Here is a 19,573-nt window from a genome sequence, read left to right on the forward strand (position 1 = left end):
ACCACACCCGTCTCGCCGAACTTCCCCAGTCTCGGAACCCGTACGCCGGCGGCGGCCCGCCCCGCGACCCGGACCGGCCCCGCACCGGCCGGCCCGTGACCACGAACGCAACGCATGCCGGAAACGCCCCACCCGCTCGGGAAGGATTTCGGTGGAGGCGGGGTGTGTTCGGGGCGGTGTCGTCCGTCCCGGTTTTGGGGTGGTTCAAACCTTTCGTGCGCCGGATGGGTGAACCGGGTGGGAGTCGATGGGGTTGGTGGGGAGTGGCCCCATGCTGGGCCTGCGGTCGCAGTGGGTGGCCTGGGTGGAGAGGGGCAAGTGTGCGTAAACGCTTCGGAGTTCCGGCTGCTGCGGCGGCGGTGTTGGTGGTGGCTGCGGCGGTGCCGGCGACGGCGCGGCGCGCGTTGCCGGACGCCACCGACAATGCCTTCCTGAACGAGATGTTGGCCGCGATCAACGCCTATCGGAGCCGACACGGCGTGCCAGCGGTGCGGTTGGATCCGGGACTGAATGCCTACGCCCGACAACGCGCGGCACAGGTCTCGTCCGATGACGGGCTCGACGAGCGGCATGCCGGACTGCGCGTCGGTACCGGCGAGACCTTGTTCTGGGCCGGCAGCAGTGCGTCGAGCCCGGTGTCGGCTACGGAGGCGGCCAAGGCCTGGTACGACGAGATAGCCGAATACGACTTCGGGCGGGGCGAATTCGGCCCGGACACCGGGAACTTCACCCAACTGGTCTGGAAGGGCAGCACCCGGATCGGCGCCGCCCGGTCCGCCGGGCGCGGTTCGCGGTGGTACGAGACCTGCATCGTGGTGAACTGGCAGGCACCGGGGAACATGATGGGCGTCTTTCGCGACAACGTGTTCCCGGCTCGCTGACCCCGTCGCCGGCCCCACCTGCCCGGAAGGCCCGGGAAGCGGGCAGCGCGAATGCGCCAATGCGTGAATGCGTGAATGCGGAAAGGGGTCTGCCGCATTCACGCACATACTTGTGGTCATGGAGTTCTCTTCCCGCCCGTCCCGCCCCTCGGTGTCCCGCCGCGTGCTCAACCGGACGTTGATCGCCCGTCAGTTGCTCGCCGAGCGTGCTCCCCTGCCCGCCGCGCAGGTGGTTCGGCGCCTCGTCGCCATGCAGGCGCAGGAGCCGAACTGGCCGTATGTGGGCCTGTGGTCGCGCATCGCGGAGTTTCGGCAGGCGGAGTTGACCGACCTGTACGCGGACAAGAACGTGGTCCGCGGCCCGCTTCTGCGCGGCACCCAACACCTCGCGGCGGCCGAGGACTACGCCTGGATCCGCCCGCACTTCCAACCCGCGCCCGGGACGGAGCTGCGCGCGAGCTACTACGCCGCCGAGACGCGCGGCCTCGAACCCGACGAACTCGCGTCCACGGGAAGGGAGTTGCTTGCCGGTGGGCAACTCCCCCGGCGCGAACTCGGCCGGCTGCTCGCCGAGCGGTATCCCGGTCGTTCCGGGTACGTGCTCGCGGCGGCGGTGCAGCGCATGTTGCCGATCGTGCACCCGACGCCCAACGGCGTGTGGGGCGGCTGGGGCAATCGGCCGTCGGTGCCGATGGCCCTGGCCCCGGTCTGGACCGGCCGGGCGATGGACCCCACCCGTGACGTCCGCGACCTGGTCGAGCGCTACCTGGCCGCGTTCGGCCCGGCTAGTGTGGCGGACGTACAGGCCTGGTCCGGGCTCAAGCGGCTGCGCGCGGTGATCGAGGCCATGCCGCTGCGGGTGTTGCGCGACGCGGACGGGCGCGACCTGTACGACCTCCCCGACGCGGAACTCGCCGCCGAGGACGCGCCCGCGCCGGTGCGGTTCCTGCCCGCCTTCGACAACGCCGTACTCGGCCACGCCGACCGGACCCGGATCCTGCCCGACGAGTACCGCCGCCGGGTCCTGCCGGGCAACTCGCTCGTATTGCCCACCTTTCTCGTCGACGGGTTCGTTGCCGGTACCTGGTCCGTACACCCCACCGGGCTGCGGCTGACCCCCTTCGCCGCGCTGTCCGCCGACACGACCGACGCGGTCATGGCCGAGGCGACCCGGCTGTGCACGTTCGCCGTCGCCGACCCGGCCGACCCCGTGGTCCGCGACGTCGAGATCCTGACCGAAGGGTGAGCACGGGCGCGCCGTCCATCCCCCACCCGAGGGATGGGCCCCCGCCCACCCGCCGCGCACGATCGATCGGGTCGGAATCCGCCACCCGAGGAGCGCGCAGCATGCAGGCCGTCATCGCCACCCGCCACGGCGGACCCGAGGTGCTGAGCACCGTCGACACCCACCCCGAACCGCGGCCCACCCGAGGCCGGGTCCTGGTGGCCGTCGCCGCGAGCGGGATCAACTACATCGACATCAGCCAGCGTCGCGGCGTGTTCGCCGTACCCACCCCGTTCGTTCCCGGCGTCGAGGGCGCCGGCACCGTCCTGGAAACCGGCCCGGACGTGGTCGGCGTCGCCGTCGGCGACCGGGTCGCCTGGGCCATGGACGGCTCGGTGAGCACCGCGTACGGCGCCTACGCGCAGCGCGCCGTGGTCCGCGCCGACCGCCTGGTACCGATCCCGCCCCGCCTCGACGCGGAATCCGCCGCCTCGGTCCTGATGCACGGGATGACCGCGCACTACCTCACCCACGACGCCTACCGGATCCACCCCGGCGACACCGTCGTGGTACACGCCGCCGCCGGCGGTCTGGGCGGCCTGCTCACCCAATACGCCGTCGCCCGCGGCGCCCGGGTGATCGCCACCGTCTCCGGGCCCGGCAAACACGACCGGGCCCGCGCCGCCGGCGCCGCCCTCGTGCTCGACTACGCCGGATTCGCCGACCGGGTCCGCGAGGCGACCGCCGGACAGGGTGTGGACGCGGTGTACGACGGCGTCGGCGCGGCCACCTTCGACGCCGGCCTGGCGAGCCTGCGCCCGCGCGGCACGATGGTGCTGCTCGGCGGCATCAGCGGCCCGGTGCGTGACTTCGACACCGGCCGACTGCTCGCCGGCGGGTCGCTGCACCTGACCCGACCGGGGATCGCCGACTACATCCGCGACCGGGACGAACTCCTGCTTCGCGCCCGCGACGTGTTCGCCCGCACCGAGAACGGCACGCTGCGCCCGCACCTGGGCGGCCGCTACGCACTGGCCGAGGCCCGCCGTGCACACGAGGACCTGGAGAGCCGCCGCACGACGGGGAAGCTTCTGCTGATCCCGGAGGTTGATTGAATCCGAAAACCGCATCCGAAACCGAAAGCCCTTCCGAAACCGAATCCGGAACCGAAAGCCCTTCCGGAAGCCCTCGAGCGGTAAGCCCCCAGCGCAAGCGCAAGCCCCCGACACCAGGCCCCGACCAGCCCCCGACCAGGACGGACCCGCCATGACCCGCCGACCCGACACCGACGCCTGGAAGCGTGACGAGCTGCTTGCCCGCGCCGCCGACGCGCCGGACGCGCTCGCGTTGTTCGCCGGCGCGTCCACCCGACTGCGCCGCCTGGTGCCCTTCGACGCCGCCGTGTGGCGGGCCACCGATCCGCTCACCGGGCTGATCGCCGCGCCGATCCGGGTGGAGAACCTGGACGAGGAGGGCTGCGCCGCGTTCTGGACCAGCGAGTCGGACCCGGACACGGTCAACGCGTTCCGGGACCTGGTCGACGCGCGTGTCCCGGCGGCGGCGCTGCGCGAGAGCACCGGCGATCGGCCCGAACTCGGTCCGCTCTACGACGCGTACCTGCGCCCGCGTCGTTTCGGCGACGAACTGCGCGCGGTGTTGCGGGTGGGTGGGCGGCCGTGGGGCAGCGTGAGCCTGTTCCGCGACCGGGACCGGCCCGCCTTCACCGCCGCCGACACCGAACTGGTCGCCGGCCTGTCCGCGCCGCTCGCCGGCCGGCTGCGCGGGTTCCTGCGGCCGGTCGAGGTCACCGCCGACGCGGTCGCCGAGGCGACGGAGGCCACCGGCGTACTGCTCTTCGACCGCGCCGGACGCCTGGTCTCGGCCAACGAACAGGCCCGCGCCCGGATCGCGAGCGTGACCGGCGAACCGGGCGACCCCTCGACGCCGATCTGGGTCGCCACCCTGGCCGCCGCCGGGACCGGCCGGGTGCGGGTGCGCACCCGGACCGGGCGCTGGCTGGTGTGCCACGCGTCCCGGCTGAGCGGCGACGACGCGTTCACCGTCGTGATGATCGAGGCGGCGCCGGCGTCCGAGGTGGCCACGATCATCGTCGAGACGTTCGAACTCACCGCGCGCGAGACGGAGATCACCCGGCTGGTCACGAGCGGCCTGGCCACCGACGAGATCGCGCGCCGGCTGCACATCTCCACCCACACCGTGCGCGACCACGTCAAGTCCGTGCTGGGCAAGGTCGGCGTCGCCAGCCGAGGCGAACTGGTCGCCAAACTCTTCACCGAATACGTGGCCCCGGCCACCGCGCCGGCGGTACACCGGGTCCGCACGGCGAGCTGACCCGCCACTGTCACCGCAGCACGGCCGTCAGCAGATCGGTACCGAGCGTCGCGGTCGCCGCGGCGTCGAGTTCGTGGATCACGTACCGGCCGCGCCGCCGCGCGGTCAGCAGGCCGGCCCGACGCAGTACCGCCAGGTGTCGGGAGACCTCCGGCGCGCTCAGCGACCACGTCGAGGCCAACTCGCCGGTGGTGTGCGCGCCGCGCGCGAGGGTGCGAACCAGGCGCAGCCGTACCGGGTGCGACAGTGCCTCCAACCGCAGCCGCACCGACTCCATCGGCACCGCCTCGGCCGGCTTCCGATCGGGGACCGCGACCGGGTATTGCACCACCGGCCGCCACCCGCGCGCGTGCACCACGATCAGATGCGGCGCGCCGAACACGGTCGGCAGGAAGGTCACCCCGTCGCCCATCGCGCTGGTCGTACTGTCCTGGAGCTTGTCCACCACGATCCGCCGCCGGTCCTCGTCCACCTCGATCGCCCCGGACACCGCCGCCAGCGCCTCGGCGACGCCGCGCCGGGCCAGCAGATCGTTCTTCAGCCGCAGATCCGCCACCAGCCGGGGCAGGACCCGCGCCCAGGCCGCGGCGAAGAACACGGCTTCGCACTCCTCCAACATCCGCCGCACCCGGGCCCGCACCATTGGCGGATCCGCGATCAGCCGCTCCGCGAAGGACGCCTGCCGCGAGCCCCGGGCGTACGCCAGGTCCAGGGTCCGTTCCCGGGTGGGCGCGTGCCGCAGCGGCGACCCGCTGTCCGGCGGCAGTCGGTCCGTACCGCAGGTGGCGACCAGCGCGGCGGTCACGTACGTGTCGTCGTCGAGCAGATCGACCCGGTCCAACTCGTCCGCCAGCGTCGGCCCGGGTCGCCCGGGCAACAGGAAGTCCGCCTGCGAGGAGCGCCACAGGAACTCCGCCTCCAGCAACTGCTCGGCCAACTCCGGCCGCAGCGCCGACCGGGTCTCGACCGCCCAGTCCCGGTGCGCGGGGTGGTGCGCGGGCTCGGCCAGGACATGCAGCATCGCGGTCAGCTCGGCCAGCGGGGACACGGCGAACAACAGCCGCTCGGCCGGCACGCCGGCAATGTCGATGGTCAGGCTCACAGCGGGATCATCGCAGGTGGCGGCGGTACGGCCGAGCTCGATTGACGACCATCGTCAATCGACGTGACCATCGACGGGCACGCCGGCCACGGTGTCGCCATGACCACGACCCCGGCCCCCGCGACCCCCGACGACGCCGCGTCCACCCCGACCGCCCCGACCACGGGCGGCGGCCGCGCCGGGCCCGGCGCGGGGCGGCTCGGGCCGACGCCGGTACGCGAGCGACCCCCACGCCCGCGCCTCGCCACCCTGATGCGGGCCTCCGGCGGCCCCCGCTACACGATCGCGCTCGGCGTGGACGCGCTCGGAACCGGGATGTTGCGCCCGTTCCTGCTGCTGTACGGGATCCAGGTGCTCGGCCTCGGCGTGGCCCGCACCGGCACCGCGATGTCGATCGGCATGCTGTTCGGCCTCACCGCCGTGCCGTTCCTGGGCCGGTGGCTCGATCGCGGCGCGCGCAGCGCGGCGGTGGCCGCGGCGATGTCCGTCCGGGTCGTCGGCATCGTGGTACTGCTCGGCAGCGCCGTGTGGGGTGGCTCCGCCGTGTGGGGGTTCACCGTCGCCGCGCTGTTCCTGGGCATCGGCGACCAGTGCTGGGCGCCGGCGCACGCGGCGCTGGTCGGTACGGTCGCCGACGAGCGGTATCGGGACGCCGCGCTGGCCGCGGGACGGTCGTTGCGCAACGCGGGCCTGGGGGCCGGCGCGCTGGTCGCCACGATGGCGATGGCCGGGGGGACGGGGGCGCTGCGGGTACTCGCCGCGGTGACCGGCCTCGGCTACGCCGTCGCCGCGTTCCTGGTCCGCTCGCTGCGGGTGACCGCGACGGGCCGGTCCGGGGATGGGGAACCCTCCGGGCCGAACGAGCCGCGGGCGCGTGCCGCCGGCGGGTCGCGGATCACCGCGCTCGACGTGGCCAACCTCCCGTACGCGTTCTGCTTCAACGTCCTGGAGGTGGCGCTGCCCGCGGTGCTGGTCACCCACCTGCACGCGTCGCCGGCCTGGTCGGCCGGCATCTTCGTGGGCAACACCGTCATCGTGGTCGCCACCCAGATCGCCGTCGTGGTTTGGCTGTCCCGATACCCCAGGCGCTCGACCCTGGCCGGCGCGGGGCTCGTGCTCGGCGTGTCCTACCTGGGCTTCTGGGCGGCGGGCGGCCTGGGCGGCAACGGCGGGGCGGCGGCCATCGCGCTGGTGTCGGTGCTCTACACGGCCGGCGAGATCATGTACACCGGCAGCGCCATCGCCCTGATCGTGGCCACCACACCCGCCCATTGCCTCGGGCGCGCGCTGTCCCGCTTCCAGTTGTCCTCCGGACTCGGCGCCGCGGCGTCGCCGGCGGTACTGATGGCGCTGTTCGCGGTGGGACCGGGATTGTTGTGGGCTTCGCTGGCGGCGGCCACCCTCGCGGCGGCGGTGGCGGTACGGCGGTGGGCGCCGGACGATCACGGGACGCCGGAACCTCGTGGGGCCGCCCGCCCCGGCACGGCCGACGAGGCCCGGTCCGTGATCGACCGGAGCCCGTCGTGAGGGTGGCGCCGCGACCCGGCCGGGCGGTAGCTCGCGGCGTTTCGTGCCGAAGGTCCGGAACGGGGAACTCCACAGCCCGTCGCGGAGGTTGACGGTGTGACAGGTGGCCGGCGCCGATCGTCCGGTGCCGGCCGTCGGACGGGGACGAGAGGCAACCACGTGGACGCGACCGCGATCGTCGAACTGCTCGGCACGCCCGAGACCCGGGCGGACCCCTATCCGCTGTACGAACAGGCCCATCGGCTGGGCCCGGTGGTGCGGGTGAGCGACATGCTCGTCCTGGTCACCGGCTACGCCGCCGTCGACCGCGTGCTGCGCGACCGGGACTTCGGCGTGATCGACCGCGAGCTGACCGCCACGATCTTCGGCGACCACTTCGAACCGCCGTCGCTGGAACTGTTCGGCCGTTCGATCCTGCAGACCAACCAGCCCGCCCACACCCGGATGCGCGCCCCGATCGCGGCCGTGTTCACACCCCGCCGGATCGCCGCCATGCGCCCGGCCGTCGAGCGGGCGGTGGACCGGCTCCTGGACGACCTGGCCGAGGCCGGACGCGGTGGCGAACCGGTCGACTTCATGGACCGGTTCGCCTTCCCGCTGCCGGTCGGGGTGATCTGCGAACTGCTCGGTGTGCCCGAGGCGGATCGACGCCGGTTCCGGGGGTCGGCGCACGACCTCATGACGGCCCTCGAGTTCATGACCGTCGAGCGCGACCTGACCGCCGCGGACCGGGCCGCCGTGGAACTACAGGGCTATTTCGCAGAGTTGGTCGCCCGGCGGCGAGCCCACCCGAGCGAGGACCTGGTCGGTGCGCTGGTCGCGCGGCGCGACGCGGACCCGGACGGCGGGATCACCGACGCCGAGCTGATCGCCAACCTCGTGCTGCTCCTGGTGGCCGGCTTCGAGACCACCACGAACCTGCTCGGCAACGGCCTGGCACTGCTGTTCGGGCACGACGGCGCGCGTACCGCGCTGGCCGAGGGGAAGTTGCCGCCGGGCGACTTCGTCGAGGAGGTGTTGCGGTACGACTCGCCGGTCCAGCTCACCTCGCGGATCGCGCTCCGCGACGGCCTCGGGATCGAGGGCGTCGCGGTGCCCAGGTTCGGCGAGGTGCTGCTGCTGATCGGCGCGGCCAATCGTGACCCGGTGCGCTTTCCCGAGGCGCGGCGGTTCGATCCGTGGCGGGCCGAGATCGCGCCGCTGAGCTTCGGCGCCGGGATGCACTACTGCGTCGGCGCGATGCTGGCCCGCCTGGAGGCGACGGTGGCCTTCCCGCGCCTGCTGGCCCGCTTCCCGGCGCTGGCCCAGGCGCCGGGAGCGGTCCGCGACGATCGCCTGCTGCTGCGCGGATACGGCGAACTCCCGGTCACGGTCGGCGGTTGATCAACGCACGACCGACAACGGAGCGACGCCCCGGCCGATCGGCGGCCGGGGCGTCGCGGTGGTCTGTACCGACGTACGGTCGCGCTGTGCGACGTATATCGATTCGAGTGGGGTCACGCGGGTCGGTTCACCCGGCCGCGGAGTCCCCGTGGGCGGCGCGCTCGTAGATCCGCTTGCCTGGGCCCGGCGGCAACGCGGGCTCCAGCTCCGGCAGAACCTCGGCCAGGAGTCGCTCGAAGTCGTCGTTGTCGAGCCACTCGGGCTCGGCCTCGGGCTGTCGCTGATGCTCGTCCATCCCCCGATGCTGTCACGTGACGGTGTGGTTGGCTGCCACAGAAGCCCAATCGATTGGCAAACGGCATCCCAACCCATTCAGGGCAAGACGACCAAGCCCTGGTCGGAATGGGCCGGTTCGGCCTGATTCACCGGCTCGTGCAGGGGGTGGGGCGGCCTGGTGACGTCCACTACATTCACGCGCGCCGGCGCCGATCGGTTCCCGGATTTCGTCGGCGAATTCGACCCGTGGGCCGTGGTCGTGATCGCGCGTGGGGCGGGGTGGGTGGGGGAGGGCGGTGGAGGGTGGCCCCGGATCCGTCCGAAACCCTTCTGGCGCGCCTCGACTTCCCCGGTTTCGCCGCCGCCGGCGGGTCGGCCGTTCCGTACACCTGATGGATCATCAAATCCTGGTGACGGGACGGTGAATCGTGGTGGGCGAGTTTGGCCGAGATGGCCTGTGCCTCTTGGCGGCGGAACTCCGCAGTGCTTCAATGTGACTCGTCCTAGTTAGGAAACTTTCCTAACAAAGGATTCCAGCCGGCACGCCAAGCCCCCCGAACATGGCCGTCATCGGCCGGAACGGAGACGCACGTGCACGCTCATCTCGGACGCACCCGCAAGCGCCTGACCCTGCTTGTGGCCACCGGCCTGCTGATCGCCGTACCGGGGCCGTTGGCCCACGCGGCGACCACCGGCGCGGCATCGTCGGGTTCGACCGCCTCGGCCACGGCCGCCGCGCGCATCGACCTGGACGACCCGCACAAGAAGGACATCGCGATGCAACTGGTGTCCAGCGCGGAGAACTCCTCCCTGGATTGGAAGGCGCAGTACAAGTACATCGAGGACATCGACGACGGCCGCGGCTACACGGCCGGGATCATCGGCTTCTGTTCCGGCACGGGCGACATGCTCGACCTGGTCGAGCTGTACACCGCGCGCAAGCCCGGCAACGTGCTGGCCAAGTTCCTGCCCGCGCTGCGCAAGGTCAACGGCTCCGACTCGCATTCCGGGCTGGGCAGTGCGTTCGAGAAGGCGTGGGCGACCGCGGCCGGCGACGCCGACTTCCGCAAGGCGCAGGACGACGAACGGGACCGGGTGTACTTCAACCCGGCGGTCAACCGCGGCAAGTCGGACGGCCTCGGCGCGCTGGGCCAGTTCATGTACTACGACGCCATCGTCATGCACGGCGACGGTGGCGACCGGGACAGCTTCAGCTCGATCCGCGCCAACGCCCTGAAGAAGGCCAAGCCGCCGGCCCAGGGCGGCAACGAGACCACCTACCTCAACGCCTTCCTCGACGCCCGCAAGGTCGCCATGAAGCACGAGGACGCGCACAGCGACACCAGCCGGGTCGACACCGAACAACGCGTCTTCCTCAAGGCCGGCAACCTCGACCTGGACCCGCCGCTGAACTGGAAGGTCTACGGGGACAGCTACTCGATCAAGAGCTGACCCGCGACGGCCCCGGATCCCCCCGACCCGGGACCCGACCCCTCCCATGCACCGCAAGGCCGCCGCCCTCCCGCGGCGGCCTTCCGCATGCCCGCTCCGCCCGGACGACCCTCGCCGGTCCGAGCGCGGTCGGGTTTGAACCGGCCGCCCCGGATGGGCGGCGAGCGACGTGATCCTTACGCGCGCGCTGCGCGGGGAAGATGTCGGGGGCGGTGCGGGAAAGGTGCTCCGGGAGAATCAAATACGCGTGGTTTGCCAAGGGGACCGGGAATGGACGATTTCGTCCCCGGGGTTCTCCACGATCCCGACGGACCCTGGTGAGGGGAGCGCGATGAAGGCCGCTGTGGTCGAGTTGGGGCGGCACGACTGGGCCTCGCTTCGATGTGGATGCGGGAGGTCGGGCGCGCATGTTCCGTCCTCGTTCACCGCCCTGCTCCAGGCGCGCACCGTCCAGGAGACCATCGGGCACACGCTCGACGGCCACGTGGAGCGGGAGTCGATGCTCTTCGAGGTGGCGCCGTACGCGGTACCCGTCATTCTGGCCGCGCTGACCGAGGAGCTGCCGTCGTTCGTCAGGTCGCATTTTCTCGGCCTGTTGTGTCACCTGGTCACGGGGGAGTCGCATATGACCGAGGTGGAGGCGGGCCTGCCGGATCTCGAGGTGGAGTGCCGGGCGGCCGTCGGTGAAGGGATCTGGCTGATCTATCGAGAGGCGGCGTCCGGGGACCGGGAGACGGCTCTGGATATTTTGGAGTTCGCGGATTCGGATTCCTCGCGCTTCGAGCACTTTCGGTCGGTGGTCACCGCCGAACGGAAGAAGCGTCGCGGGACCTTTTGATGTGATCACGCGGTGATGTGGTGACGCCGTGACGCCGTGATCGGGCCGGGCCGAGGCTTGCTGTGGGTGGGGCGTGTGAAGATGGCCCGGTGACGGATGTGGGTTGGGATGCGGCTTTGGTGGGGCGGGGCGAGGAGGTTGCCCGGCTCGAGGAGGCGCTGGGGCGTGGGCGGTCCGGCGATCCCTGCGCCGTGCTCGTGGCCGGGGACGCCGGTGTGGGGAAGACGCGGTTGTTGGCGGAGGCGGCGGCCCGGGCGGCCGGGGCCGGGATGACCGTGTTGACCGGGCACTGCGTGGACCTCGGCGATGTCGGACTGCCCTATCTGCCCTTCGTCGAGGTGCTGCGGCGGTTGGAGGCCGACGAGCGGCATGCCGACGTGTTGGCCGCGCATCCGGCCGTGGAGCGACTGCTGCGGGCCGGCGGGGGCAAGGAGCACGCCGGCGACATGCCGGACTCCGGAGTGCGACTGCGGCTCCTGGAGGACGTCGCCGGGCTGCTCGGGGACCTGGCCGAGCAGGCGCCGGTGTTGTTGGTCGTCGAGGACCTGCACTGGGCCGACCAGTCCACGCGCGACCTGCTGCGCTTCCTGCTCAGCCGACTCCTGCCGCAACGCCCGGGGGCGGCCGGCTACCAGCGGCTGACCGTACTGGTGTCCTATCGCTCCGACGACCTGCACCGCCGCCACCCGCTGCGCCCGCTGCTCGCCGAACTGGTGCGCCTGCCGTCCGTCGGGCGGCTCGACCTGCGGCCGATGGACGACGACGACGTGGCCCGCCTCGTCCGCGGCCTGGCCGCCGACCCGCTGCCCGAGCACACCGTCCGGGCCATCGTCGAGCGTGCCGAGGGCAACGCCTTCTACGCCCAGGAACTGCGGGCCGCCACCGACGACATCGACGGCGGCGTGCCCAGCGGCCTGGCCGAGGTGCTGCTCACCCGGATCGAGCAGATGTCCGGTGTGGCCCAGCGGGTGCTCCGGACCGCGGCCGTGGCGGGGCGCCGGGTCGAGCACGGACTGCTCCGGGACGCCGTCGAGCTGCCCGACGACGAGTTGGAGACCGCGCTGCGCGAGGCCGTCGGGCGGCACCTGCTGGTCGCCGGCGAGGGCGACACGTACGCCTTTCGGCACGCGCTGACCCGGGAGGCGGCGTACGCGGACCTGCTCCCGGGCGAGCGGGTCCGGATCCACGGCGTGTTCGCCCGGCTGCTCGGCGAGCCGGGCCGGCGGGCGGGCAGTTCGGCCGAGCGCGCCCACCACCACCGCGCCGGTCACGACCTGCCCGGTGCGCTCAGCGCCTCGGTCGAGGCCGCCGACGCCGCAGCCCGGATGGGCGCGCCCGCCGAGGAGATGCGCCGCCTCGAAGCGGCCCTCGAGGTGTGGGACGCGGTGCCGGACGCCCGCGAACTGGTGGACAGCGACGACGTGACGCTGATGATGCGTGCCTCGGCCGCCGCCGTGCGGGCCGGCGAGGCGCATCGGGCCGTCGCCTTCGCACGCAGCGCGCTGGACCGGGTCGGCGAACACGCCGACGTCGACCTCGCCGTCACCGTGCGCTACACGCTCGCCTCCAGCCTGATGAACGTGGACAACCTCCACGCCGCGTTCGAGTACAGCAGCCAGGCGCTCGCGATGATCCCCGCCGACCCGCCCTCGCGCACGTGGTTGTGGGCGGCGGCCACCCACATCCAGGCCGCCTACTACCTCAACGACGACGAGACCGCGCGCCGACTCGGTCATCAACTATTGGCCGCCGCCGAGGAGTTGGGCACCGACGACGCGCTCGCCGACGCGATCATCTCGCTGACCGGCCTGGAATGGGGCAGCCGCCAGGACCCGGAGGGACGCGAACGGCTGAGCCAGGCACGCCACTTGGCGCACAAGTCGGGGAACACCGCGATCGAGTTGCGGGCGCTGTTCAACCTGGCCATGGGCAGCTTCGAGTCCGGTCGACTCGCGGAGAGCCTGGGCTGGCTGGACGAGGGCCTGGAACTGGCCCGCCGCACCACCAGATCCACCTCGCCCTACCCGCTGGACATGCGGTACCTCCGCGCCCAACTCCTGTACACCCTCGGCCGCTGGGACGAGGCGCTCGAAGTGGTGCCCGAGGCGGTGCCGTCCGCGTTCCGGCACGTCGCGGAGGCGGCGCTGTACGTCCCGCTGGGCCGGGGCGAGCCGGGTGTCGCGGAGCGGGCCCGCGCCCTGTTCGAGGAGCGGCCGTTCAACTGGATGGGCACCCTGATCGGCAGCCTGGTGCTCATCGACGAGGCGGCCTGGCGCGGGGATTCCACGGCGGCGGCCGAGTGGGCGCGGCGCGCGCTCGACGCGTTGTCCGAGGACCGCAACCCCTTTCCCGACGCGGGCATCCGGATCTCGGCCCTGGCCCTGTCCGCGATCGGCGACGCCGCGACCGAGTCGCGGGCGGCCGGGGACACCGAGGCGGCGGCCCGGGAGGTGGCGCGGGCGGAGCAGTTCATCGAGCGGGCCCGTACCACGATGTCCTGGCCCAATCGGCGCTTCCCGCGCACCGGACCCGAGAGCGTCGCCTGGTTGTCGCGCGCCGAGGCCGAGTGGGCGCGGGTGCGCGGCGAGGTCGACGTCGCGCTGTGGGAGAAGACCGCCGAGGCGTACGGCTACGGCAACGTGTTCGAGCGGGCGCGCAGCGAACTCCGGCTGGCCCAGGCACTGGTGGCCGCGGACCGGCGGGAGGAGGCGACCGCCCTGGCGCAGCGGGTGCGGGAGACCGCGGAGCGGCTGGGGGCGGTACCGCTGCGCGACGCGGTGGACGCCATGGTGCGGCGCGCGCGACTGGCCGGTTCGGCGGCGCCGGCCGACGAGGTGACGCTGACGGCGCGCGAGCGTGAGGTGTTGGAGCTGCTGGCGCGCGGGTTGAGCAATCGGCAGATCGGCGAGGAGCTGTACATCAGCGCCAAGACCGCGAGTGTGCACGTGTCCAACATCATGGCCAAGGTCGGCGCCTCGCGCCGCACGGAGGCGGTCGCCCTGGCGCGGCGCGGCGGGTTGATCCCGGACTAGGACCGGGTCCGGCGGCGGGTCGTGGTGGAGGCCCGGCGCGGGGCTTCGCGGGGCGGCGTGCTTGGTGTCCGGTGCGGGGCTTCGCGGGGCGTGCTTGGTGTCCGTGCGGCCACCCGTCCGCCCCATTGGTACCCGTAGCGTGCCTCGGGCTCGGGCATACCCCACTTGTCGGCCGGGAGGGGTTCGGGATGGCGGGGCATGTGCCACCGGAGTTGGGCGAGTTCGACGAGTTGGGCGAGGGCTACGACACACCCTTCGACGGCGAGGCGGCGAACGCGGGACTGGGTCGCATGGTGACCCGGTTGCCGGTCGCGCTGGCGCAGGTGTGGCGCCTGGCGTGGGCGGCCGGTGGGCGTGCGGCGGTGGTGTCGGTATGCGCCCAGGCCGCGGCCGGGGTGGCCACCGCCCTGGCGCTGCTGGCCACGTCGCGGGCGTTGTCGGCGCTGTTCGCCCCGGGGCCGGCGGCGGACCGGGTCGGCGACGCGGTGCCGGCGGTGATCGCGGTGGTGGTCGCGACCTCGGCCCGCGCCGGGTTGGAGACGGTGGTGGCGGCGACCCAGGCCCGACTGTCGCCGGGGATCCGTCGGGTCGCCGAGGAGCGGCTGCACGCGGCGGCGGTCGGCGCCGAGTTGGCCGCGTTCGACGACGCCGACTGGCACGACGCGCTCGCCCGGGCACGCGACCGCGGCATCGACCACGCCCAACTGGCCCTCGCGCACGCGGTCGAACTGCTCGGCGCCCTGGTGGGTTTGCTGGTCGGCATCGGGGTGGTGACCGGGCTGCACCCGGTACTGCTGCCGCTGTTGGTGCTGTCGATCGCGCCGCAGGGGTGGGCCGCGCTGCGCTCGGCCCGGATCGGGTTCGAGGGCATGGTCCAGCGCATGACGCTGTATCGGCGCCTGTGGTTGTTCGCCGACCTGCTCACCGCCCGGGAGGCGGCGGCGGAGGTGCGGGCCGGGACCGCCGAGCGGCCGCTGTTGACCGAATACCGGCGCCTGGCCCGGCTGGTCGAGCGGGCCGAGGTGCGGGTGGGCTACGCCCAGGTGCGGGTGGGCGTGGTCGGGCGCACGCTGTCGGGCCTGGCGTTGGGGGCCACCTACGTGGCGCTGGGACTGCTGGTCCGCGCCGAGATCGTGCCGCTCGCGGTGGCCGGCACCGCGGTGTTGGCGGTGCGAACCGCGAGCGGTTCGCTGGCCACGCTGATGGTGGCGGTGGACCGGCTCTACGAGAAGTCCCTGTACATCACCGACTATCACGCCTTCCTGGCCGAGGCGGTCGGCCGGGCCCGTCCGCCGGCGGTGGGCGAGGTTCCGGACGGTTTCGCGGAAATCCGGTTACGGGACGTCTACTTCGCGTACCCCGGCAGCGCGGGACCGGCGTTGCGCGGGGTGGATCTGGTGATTCGGCGGGGTGAGACGGTGGCCCTGGTCGGGGAGAACGGGTCCGGCAAGACCACCCTCGCCCTGCTGTTGGCCGCGCTGCACCGGCCGGACAAGGGCACCGTGCACTGGGACGGCACGGACCTGGCCACGGTCGACCCGGTGGGGGTCCGCGAGCAGGTGGCGCTCGTGATGCAGCAGCCCACGCGGTGGCCGCTGACGGCGCGCGGCAACATCGTGCTCGGCCGCGCCGGTCGGCCGGACGCGGACGGTACGGCGCTGACCCGGGCGGCCCGGGACGCGGGCGCCGACGGCCTGATCTCGCGACTCCCGTACGGCTACGACACGTTGTTGTCGAAGAAGTTCCGCGCCGGGGTGGACCTGTCCGGCGGCCAGTGGCAGCGGATCGGGATCGCGCGCGGCTTCTACCGGGACGCCCGCCTGCTGATCGCCGACGAACCCACGGCGGCTCTGGATGCCCGCGCGGAGCACGCGGTCTACGCCAACATCCGGCGGCTCGCGGCCGGCCGCACGGTGGTGCTGATCAGCCACCGGTTGGCCTCGGTCCGCGAGTGCGACCGGATCGTGGTGCTGCGCGCCGGCGAGGTGGTCGAGCACGGCACCCACGAACAACTGATGTGCGAGAACGGCGAATACGCCGACCTGTACCGGATCCAGGCATCGGCCTACGCGGACGGATCGGGCGGCGCGACTCCCGTGCCATAGCGACTCCCGTGCCATGGCTCAGAGTTCGTCGAGGAGCAGCAGTGACGGCGGGCGTTCCTCGCCGGTCGGGTGCATGCGCAGGAGTTGGTGCAGGGCGCCCGCGCTGCCCGGCAGCAGGGACGCCGTGGTGGTGTGCCGGGTGGACGGGGTGTGTGGGCCGTAGGTTTCGAGCCCGGTCAGCAGGAGCGCGTCGAGGTGGGCGCGGGTCGGGGCCTCGGGCAGGTGGGACCGAAGCTGCTCGGGGGCGCCGCGCAGGAGGGTGTCCAGGAGTTCCCACGAGCCCAGGTCGCCGTGGCACAGTGTGTAGTCCCAGCCGAAGCCGGTACGCCAGGTCGCCGCCGCCGCGCGCAGGGCCCGGTCCAACTGCCCGGGTGCGCCGGTGCGCCGGTACAGGTCCCAGCCGGCCAGGCCGATGCCGGTGCTGCCGTGGCACCAGGAGTCGAGGAACAAGACCTCGCCCCGCTGCCGGCCGTCCAGCCAGCCGCGCGCCTTCGGGTCGTACAGGGCCTCCTGGAACGCCCAGGCCAGGTCCGCGAGTTCGAACCACTCGGGCTGGTCGACGGCCAGGCCGAGCCGGGTCAGGGCCCAGGCGATGCCCGCGGCGCCGTGCGCGAAGCCCCCGATGCCGTCGGGGAAGAGTACGGTCGGCCAGCGGGCGGTGCGTCGGCCGAGGGTGTCCTCCTCGACGACGGCGCGTCGCCCGAGCAGTTCGGCGGCGGATTCGGCGACGTCGCGCCAACGGCGGTCGCCGGTACGGTCGGCCAGGGCGAGCATCGGTACGATCAGCCCGGCGGCGCCGCCGGCCAGGTCGAGGATGGTGTCCTCGGCCAGCAGGCCCGGTGCACGCTCGGCGTGTCGGATCGCCCGTTCCAGGTCGGCCGGCCGGCCCGACGCGGTGTGCAGGGCCAGCCAGGTGCGGACCGCCGCGCCGATCCCGTCGAACGCGCCGACCCGGGTGGTGGGTACCGCGTCCTCCATCGCCGCCAGTGCCCGGATCGCCCCCTCGGTGAGCGCCGACAGCCCTTCCACGGCCGGCACCCGGCCCGCGCGGGACTCGGTCAGATACGCCCGCAGGGCCAGCACGACGCCGGCCTGTCCGCTGTACAGGTCGGCGGCGAACGGGCGTACGTTGAAGCCGCTGTCGGTGTACACCGGCCCGATCCAGGTGGCCGTCCCGTCCGCGCCCACCACGGCCCGGGCACACAGGTCGCGCGCGGATTCGGCGGCGAGGGCCCGCCGGCGTTCCTCCCGCTCGTCGTGTCGTACGGCGACCTCGTGGTGTCGTTCCCCCTCCGGCATCGCGCTGCGGTCGCGGTAGACGCCGAGCAGCGAGGAGCGGATCATCACCTCCTCGAACTCCGGATCCCCGGCCCGCCAGCGGGCGACGCTCTCGTCGATCAGGTGTGCGGGATCGCCCCATTCGGTGCCGCGCGGTCCGCTCATCCGCCCCCGCTCGGGCCGGACGCCGAAGAACGGGATGTCGCCGTCGAGGAGATCGGCGACCTCCGCGCCGACCACCTCCGGCGTGTCGGGGGCGCCGTGCAGCGCCTTCGCCTGGCGGATCAGTACGTCCCGGGCGCGTTCGACGGCCGGGCCCTCGTCGTGCAGCGACGCGGGATGCCACAACATCCGGGCGATCTCGACGTAGACCTGGGTGGGGCGCAACACCACCCGCAACTCGCAGCCGGCGAACACGTCGAGTATGGGACGCAGTCGCCCGGCCGCGTCGAGTCCGTCCAGGCGGGCGCGCAGGTCGCGGTAGCCGTGCACGATGTCGTCCTGGTGGGCGAGCGGATCGGCGTCGGGGGCGGGCAGGTTGGCCGATCCGGCCACGTCGGCCGGCTGCATCGTCAGCCGGGCCAGATCGGTGCCGGCGCCGGTGATCACCGGGACCGGGACGCGCGGCTGCTGGTCCGGGAGGGCGCCGACGGCGGACATGTCCACGCCCTGCAGGGCGAGTTGGCCCAGGCGCATCGGCAGCAGGCCGGTGCGCAGCACGGTGCGCCGGACCGAGGCGGCGGCGGTGTCGAAGGCGTCGCCGAGTCCGCTCGCGCCGACCCGGGGTTCGGGGCTGAACAGGGTCTCGCAGTCCACCACCCACGGGACGGGGCCGCGGGCGATCACGTTCTCCGAGTGCAGGTCGGTGCCGCCGAGGAGTTGCACGACGCACATCCACTCGCCCAGTCCGCGGTAGAAGCGGGATCGTTCGGCGGCGTCGGCGCAGTAGCGGTGTTCGACGTGTTCGGCCCAGCCGTGGTCGCCGCCGAGCAACACCCGGGGCACCGCGATGCGTTCCTCGCGCGGGATGTGGGCCAGAAGGGTGTCCACGGTGGTGGCGAGGGCGACGTCCACGGCGAGCGCGCGGGGTTTGTACACCACCCGGCCGGCCTCGAAGCGGAGCAGGGCCACGGTCCGGCCGCCGCGGTGCGAGTCGCCCGCGTCCGTGCCGATCTCGACGAGTTCGCCGGGGCGCGTGCCGAGCAGGTCGGTCAGCCGGTCACGGTCGCCGGCGATGTGCCGGGCCAGGGTGAGCAGCGCCGTGCAACGATTGCGGATCACCCGGTCCAGGCGTGGGGCGAACGCGGGGTAGTCGTCCTGGAGTTCGCTCCAGAACCCGGGCTCGGCGGCGCGTTCGAGGAATTCGTGCCAGCGTTGCTCGCTGGTCGCGCGGGTGAGCCGGCCGGACATCCGGGCGGCGTGCAGTTCCAGCAGGAGCAGCCGGTTGGCCTTGGGGCGCACGGTGTCCAACAGGCCGCGTCGGGCGGCGCGCAGCAGGATCTCCCGCTCGGTGGTCGACAGCGGGTCCGGCACGGCGCGCAATCGGCGCCGGAAGCGGTTCAGGGCGGGGCCGATCAGCGGCTCGAACGTGGTGTCGAACTCGCCCGCGTCGTCGTAGCCGACCACGGGACGGGGCCGGACCGGAATCGCCATCTGCGGATCGCCACCCCATCGAGACGGACCCGCCGTCCGGCGCCGATCGCGGGGGCGCTCGGTGCCGAACGGCGGGCCGGTGAGCTTCGGTCAGCAACAGGCGCGGGTGCGCGACCACGAACAGGCGGTGCCGCAGCTGATCGCCGCGACGTCGATCTCGGTGAGGCCCTGTTCCGTGGCGGATCCGCCGATGTAGAGCGAACCGGCGGGGTTTTCGACGCCGTCGGCCGTTTCGGCGCCGGAGCGCCAGGCGTCGACGACGGGGTTCCGCGTGGCATTCGATGCGGTGCGCATGACGATACCTTTCCGCCGATGTCGATGACTACCGGCGGGTACACCGGGTTCAACGATCATCGACCCTGGGTGAGGGAAGTGCGGCAGGCACACGTTAGCGCCCGAATGTCGTCCGCGACAGACTTCCGCGCGACGAGGCGAATTCTCCGCTCCCAGGCCGGAATCGAGTAGTTCG

At 72.9% G+C, this 19,573-nt stretch carries 14 protein-coding genes; 10 read left to right on the forward strand and 4 right to left on the reverse strand.

The genetic code is table 11. The annotated features are described in order from the left end of the window. Positions 1-320: 320 nt before the first annotated feature. The 4 genes from EMA17_RS39060 (at position 321) to EMA17_RS39075 (ending at position 4,458) form a co-directional block, all read left to right on the forward strand. Positions 321-881 (forward strand): CAP family protein, encoded by a 561-nt coding sequence (locus tag EMA17_RS39060; RefSeq protein WP_160161725.1) that lies wholly within the window; start codon positions 321-323, stop codon positions 879-881. Positions 882-999: 118 nt separating this feature from the next. Then, positions 1,000-2,127 (forward strand): winged helix DNA-binding domain-containing protein, encoded by a 1,128-nt coding sequence (locus EMA17_RS39065; protein ID WP_126641970.1) that lies wholly within the window; start codon positions 1,000-1,002, stop codon positions 2,125-2,127. A gap of 101 nt (positions 2,128-2,228) precedes the next feature. After that, the gene (locus EMA17_RS39070; protein WP_126641971.1) at positions 2,229-3,221 is read left to right on the forward strand and encodes a quinone oxidoreductase family protein; all 993 of its coding nucleotides are present in this window, start codon (positions 2,229-2,231) and stop codon (positions 3,219-3,221) included. Between the two features lie 151 nt (positions 3,222-3,372). After that, positions 3,373-4,458: a helix-turn-helix domain-containing protein gene (locus EMA17_RS39075; RefSeq protein WP_126641972.1), complete on the forward strand. Its 1,086-nt coding sequence runs from the start codon at positions 3,373-3,375 to the stop codon at positions 4,456-4,458. Positions 4,459-4,468: 10 nt separating this feature from the next. Here the strand turns inward: EMA17_RS39075 and EMA17_RS39080 are convergent, their stop codons facing one another. Beyond that, positions 4,469-5,560: a DUF5937 family protein gene (locus EMA17_RS39080; protein WP_126641973.1), complete on the reverse strand. Its 1,092-nt coding sequence runs from the start codon at positions 5,558-5,560 to the stop codon at positions 4,469-4,471. A gap of 99 nt (positions 5,561-5,659) precedes the next feature. Here EMA17_RS39080 and EMA17_RS39085 point away from each other — a divergent pair, with 99 nt between their 5' ends. Continuing rightward, the gene (locus EMA17_RS39085; protein ID WP_371863112.1) at positions 5,660-7,087 is read left to right on the forward strand and encodes an MFS transporter; all 1,428 of its coding nucleotides are present in this window, start codon (positions 5,660-5,662) and stop codon (positions 7,085-7,087) included. 159 nt (positions 7,088-7,246) lie between these two features. Then, on the forward strand, positions 7,247-8,470 hold the full coding sequence (locus tag EMA17_RS39090) for a cytochrome P450 (RefSeq protein ID WP_126641974.1): 1,224 nt from the start codon (positions 7,247-7,249) through the stop codon (positions 8,468-8,470). A gap of 127 nt (positions 8,471-8,597) precedes the next feature. Here EMA17_RS39090 and EMA17_RS52200 read toward each other — a convergent pair whose 3' ends face one another. Continuing rightward, complete coding sequence (locus EMA17_RS52200) at positions 8,598-8,765, reverse strand: hypothetical protein (protein WP_160161726.1); 168 nt, start codon at positions 8,763-8,765, stop codon at positions 8,598-8,600. Positions 8,766-9,418: 653 nt separating this feature from the next. Here EMA17_RS52200 and EMA17_RS39095 point away from each other — a divergent pair. The 4 genes from EMA17_RS39095 (at position 9,419) to EMA17_RS39110 (ending at position 16,173) form a co-directional block, all read left to right on the forward strand. Then, positions 9,419-10,198, forward strand: coding sequence for a chitosanase (locus tag EMA17_RS39095; RefSeq protein ID WP_246127198.1), 780 nt, complete (start codon positions 9,419-9,421; stop codon positions 10,196-10,198). A gap of 331 nt (positions 10,199-10,529) precedes the next feature. Beyond that, positions 10,530-11,036: a hypothetical protein gene (locus EMA17_RS39100; RefSeq protein ID WP_126641976.1), complete on the forward strand. Its 507-nt coding sequence runs from the start codon at positions 10,530-10,532 to the stop codon at positions 11,034-11,036. 98 nt (positions 11,037-11,134) lie between these two features. Next, positions 11,135-14,068 carry a helix-turn-helix transcriptional regulator gene (locus tag EMA17_RS39105; protein ID WP_126642064.1) on the forward strand — a complete coding sequence of 978 codons (2,934 nt, stop codon included), beginning with the start codon at positions 11,135-11,137 and terminating at the stop codon, positions 14,066-14,068. A 188-nt stretch (positions 14,069-14,256) separates the two neighbouring features. After that, positions 14,257-16,173 carry an ABC transporter ATP-binding protein gene (locus EMA17_RS39110; RefSeq protein ID WP_126641977.1) on the forward strand — a complete coding sequence of 639 codons (1,917 nt, stop codon included), beginning with the start codon at positions 14,257-14,259 and terminating at the stop codon, positions 16,171-16,173. Positions 16,174-16,191: 18 nt separating this feature from the next. Here the strand turns inward: EMA17_RS39110 and EMA17_RS39115 are convergent, their stop codons facing one another. Beyond that, positions 16,192-19,104 carry a type 2 lanthipeptide synthetase LanM family protein gene (locus EMA17_RS39115; RefSeq protein WP_126641978.1) on the reverse strand — a complete coding sequence of 971 codons (2,913 nt, stop codon included), beginning with the start codon at positions 19,102-19,104 and terminating at the stop codon, positions 16,192-16,194. A gap of 90 nt (positions 19,105-19,194) precedes the next feature. Next, the gene (locus EMA17_RS39120; protein ID WP_126641979.1) at positions 19,195-19,398 is read right to left on the reverse strand and encodes a DUF6229 family protein; all 204 of its coding nucleotides are present in this window, start codon (positions 19,396-19,398) and stop codon (positions 19,195-19,197) included. Positions 19,399-19,573: the final 175 nt, after the last annotated feature.

Origin of the sequence: Embleya hyalina, assembly GCF_003967355.1 — a bacterium.
Taxonomy (GTDB): Bacteria; Actinomycetota; Actinomycetes; order Streptomycetales; family Streptomycetaceae; genus Embleya; species Embleya hyalina.